Annotated in this window: 3 protein-coding genes and 1 pseudogene; 1 reads left to right on the top strand and 3 read right to left on the bottom strand. The window is 34.3% G+C overall.

Annotation, left to right across the window (positions count from 1 at the left end; genetic code table 11):
• Both PHC28_RS16655 and PHC28_RS16650 read right to left on the bottom strand, forming a co-directional pair.
• Positions 1-1,350, bottom strand: a 1,350-nt coding sequence (locus PHC28_RS16655) for a TAT-variant-translocated molybdopterin oxidoreductase (RefSeq protein ID WP_300103264.1), incomplete at its 3' end; no start/stop codon positions are given.
• Between the two features lie 92 nt (positions 1,351-1,442).
• Positions 1,443-2,777: a c-type cytochrome gene (locus tag PHC28_RS16650; protein ID WP_300103262.1), complete on the bottom strand. Its 1,335-nt coding sequence runs from the start codon at positions 2,775-2,777 to the stop codon at positions 1,443-1,445.
• 218 nt (positions 2,778-2,995) lie between these two features.
• On the opposite strand from PHC28_RS16650, the gene PHC28_RS16645 reads away from it, so the two are divergent.
• Entirely contained in the window at positions 2,996-3,385 is a 390-nt protein-coding gene (locus PHC28_RS16645) for an SPOR domain-containing protein (protein ID WP_300103260.1), read from the top strand.
• A gap of 130 nt (positions 3,386-3,515) precedes the next feature.
• On the opposite strand, the pseudogene PHC28_RS16640 reads toward PHC28_RS16645, so the two are convergent.
• Positions 3,516-3,970: pseudogene (locus PHC28_RS16640) on the bottom strand (sodium-translocating pyrophosphatase); the annotation flags it as partial.

Genomic DNA, 3,970 nt, shown 5'->3' with positions numbered 1-3,970 from the left:
AGCTGCAATTGTTGTTAATGAAGCTGTTTCGTCTTCTCTCAATGAGAATGAAGCCGGAAGACTCACTTTTTTCAATCCGTCAACAAAATCTTTTGAATTTGGTAAAGTATAAACTGGATTCACACCACTCATAATCAAAGTATGAACGCTTCCTGCTTTCATATCATTCACTAATTGAGCTACTTTTTCGCTTGATCCTTTTCTAATTTGTCTTGTTCCAATAGTTGAAAAAGATTCACTTGCTAATGCTTGGTTAATAGCCAAGACTAATAACTGCGCATTTTTATCTTGGATTCCAGAAACCAAAACCCCTTTGCTTCCAGCAGCTTTCAACTGTTGAGCAGCTTTAGTAACTTCAGCTTTAAATTTTGCATCTAAAGTAACCGGAACCGAAGCGCCAACAACTGTATTATATATAAGGACTAATGCTTGCTTTTGATTTGCGGTTGACATTGCCAAACGTTTATCGGCAGCCGCACCAGACAAAGTCATATTCGCTTCTAATTGGAAATGACGTGACATTTTTCCGTTTTTAGGAATTCTGCCTTGAGCATAACCTGAATCATAACTTCCACCTTGCCAATCTCCAAGGAAATCAGCACCAACGGAAACAATTACTGAAGCTTTTGAAAAATCATAATCAACCAAAGCTCTTTCTCCGTAAACGGTTTCGAAAGCATCTAATGCTTCTGATGAAGAAACAGCATCATAAATTACGTGTTTAGCATTTGGATTATTGGCAATAAATTCGGCAATTAACTTTTCAGTTGAAGGACTTGCCAATGTGCTAGTCAAAAGAACAACTTGTCCTCCTTTTGCTTTAGCATCAGCCAAACTTGATTTTATTTTTGAATCAACACTAACCCAAGTGGCTTTGCTTCCAGCAATTTTTGGTTCTTTCAAACGCATACTATCATATAATGACAATATCGATGCGTGAATTCTGGCATTTGCTGCAAATTTTGCGCCAGGCATAGTGTTGTTGTCAATTTTGATAGGACGCCCTTCACGAGTTTTCACTAAAAGATTGGCAAAATCAAAACCATCAAAAACCGAAGTTGCATAATAATCTGCAATTCCCGGGATGATTTGTTCTGGCTGAACTACATAAGGTATCGACATATGTACAGGACCTTCACAGGCTGCAAGTGTGGCTGCCGCTGTGGTAAACCCAACGTACTTTAAAAAATCACGACGTGTTGTTGTTGAAAAGGATGTAGCATCACTATTTCCTAAAAATTCATCAGTAGGAATTTCTTCAACAAATTCGTTATTTCTAAGCGCCTCAACAATAGAACTATTTCCGTCTAGTTCTTCAACACTTTTCCAGTATTTTTTGTTTGATGACATATTCTATATAAATATTAGCTTCTTAATTTTTTTGTTTCAAGTTTCTTTTGTTTCAAGTTTCAAGTTTCAACAACCTGAAACTTTAAACTTTTTTAATAATGGCATTTACCGCATTCCAATCCACCCATTTCCGCTATAGTCAATTTATCACGACCATATTTTTTGGCAAGTTGTTCGTGAATTTTTTTGTAATAGCCATTACCTTGCATCTTAACATCAGTTGTTCTGTGGCAAGTAATACACCAACCCATCGTCATTTTGGCAAATTGTTTTTGAACTTCGAAAGTTTGAACTGGACCGTGACAAGTTTGACAAGCAACTCCAGCAACAGTTACGTGTTGTGAGTGATTGAAGTAAACAAAACTTTGAAGATTATGAATACGAACCCATTTTATTGGCTGAGTTATTCCAGTATATTTTTGATTGGCAGCATCCCAACCTACAGCTTTGTACAATTTAGCAATTTCTTTATCGTAATCAGCTTTTGAATAATCTTTAGTAGCTGTAGTATCTGAAACTTCAGAAATATTTTTATGACAGTTCATACAAACATTCAAAGAAGGAATTCCCGAATTTTTACTTACACGTGCTGCAGAGTGACAATAATTACAATTAATTCCGTTGCTACCTGCGTGAATTCTGTGTGAGAAATGAATAGGTTGTACTGGTGAATAGTTTTGATCAACACCAACTTGCATCAAATATCCATAAACAAAAAACGCACTCGCCAATAATAAGAATATTGAAGTAACTAATACCAAAAATTGATTTTTTGCAAATGCCTTCCAAATTGAAATTGTTGGTTGTTTTGGCGCAACACTAATTCCATTGGCAGCAGCCACTTTTCTTAAAACATTGTTTACCAAAAACAACATTACGATAAGAATTGCCATTATTAAAGACAATGCACCTAAAATAATATTATTTGAAATCCCACCTGTATTTACATCTGCACCAGGAGCTGTTATACCCGGAAGCGGAGCGACAACTACTGCTTTAGCCTCCATTGTATAAGCAATAACATTATCAATGTCTGCTTCAGACAACTGAGGAAAAGGAGTCATTGGTATTTTATTATTTGCTTCAAAAACTTTTACAGCCGCAGCATCACCAGACTTAATTAAATCAGCACTATTGTGAACCCATTTATAAATCCAAGACTTGTCATACTTAGCTCCTACACCTCTAAGAGCAGGGCCAGTTGCTTTTGCATCAAGTTTGTGACAAGCAGCACAATTAGTGTTGAAAATTTCTTTCCCTTTTACAGGGTCGCCACCTTGAGTAACAGCTGGAGTTGAAGCTACTGGTGTTGCGGTTGCAGCAGGAGCTGCATCTTGCGCAAATGAAGTTAATGATAAAGTTAGCATTAAAGCTAAACCTAAATATAATTTCCTTGAAATCGAATTATGGTAACCCACCTTTTTCATATAGTTTAGTGATTATCTACAATATTGAATATGACTTTTACCAGATTTAAAATATGATAAAAATCACTTTTTCTTTAAAATATTCGACAAAAATACACTTTAAGAACTATTCTCAAAACCTTAAAATAGTCTTAAATATAATTTATATTGATTCTAAATAGCAGTGATAAGTTAGTTTTAGTTATTAAACATTATTTTTGCATAAAAACAAGATCATTATGAAAACACTAACCGTAAGAAAAATCTTTTTATCCTTAGTAATTTTAAATACTTGGACTTCTTATTTATACGCTCAGGACCAAAATGTTACTGTAAATCAGGATTCGAAATTCGAACAATTACTAAACGAAAAGAGAAAAATAAATCCATCACTTACCGTTAACGATTCTTATAAAATTCAAATCTATAATGGCAGTAGTGAAAACGCAAAAAAAACTTTAAGTGACTTTAAACAAAATTTTAGCGACATCGATGCTACAATAGTTTTTAACACGCCAAATTATAAAGTATGGGTTGGAAATTACAAAACAAGAATTGATGCAGAACGCTCCCTGATTGACATTAAAAAGAAATATAATAACGTGTTATTAATAAAACCTGGGAAATAAAATCATTGCTATATTTATCTTTTAAATAGGCCATTCATATTTTCCTCAGTTTGTCATAGGAATATCTCTTTAAACAAAAAAATGCCTCGCAATTTGCGAGGCATTTTGATTTAATCAAAAACAAAATGCTTTATTTCAAAGCTTCCACTTTAGCTTTTACTTCTTCTAATGAACCTTCAAAAACTTGAGTATTTTCTTGTCCGTTTTCTGAAGTAGTTACAGTAGCTTTTGCTTTTCCGTCAGTGTTTGTTATTTCAACTCTAATGTTCTTTTCATCTGTCATTTTTTTAGCACAACACGCTTTCTCACCAGCTCCTGCCATAAACTTACCGTTAGCATCATAATGCGACATACACATTTCTTTTTGATCTGGAGTACAACCAAGGCTGTCACACATTGCAACACATTCGTCTTTAGACATAGTAGCGCATTTTGACATATCGCATTTACCCCTCATTTCTCCTTCAGCACAAGAAGATTTCATTTCCATTGTACACTTCATTACTTTGTTTTCAGAAGCGCTTCCGTTTCCTAAAATTGGAGCAATTACTAATCCAATCAAGCAAGTTAATTTAATCAAAATAT

This window comes from Flavobacterium sp., assembly GCF_028712645.1.
Classification (GTDB): Bacteria; Bacteroidota; Bacteroidia; order Flavobacteriales; family Flavobacteriaceae; genus Flavobacterium.
Note: the sequence above shows the minus strand (reverse complement) of the source record. Positions and strands in the feature narration are given on the sequence as shown.

Bases quoted from the DNA above. Each gene is read 5' to 3' on its own strand.
- PHC28_RS16645 (WP_300103260.1), top strand. From the start codon at position 2,996: ATGAAAACACTAACCGTAAGAAAAATCTTTTTATCCTTAGTAATTTTA.
- PHC28_RS16650 (WP_300103262.1), bottom strand. From the start codon at position 2,777: ATGAAAAAGGTGGGTTACCATAATTCGATTTCAAGGAAATTATATTTA.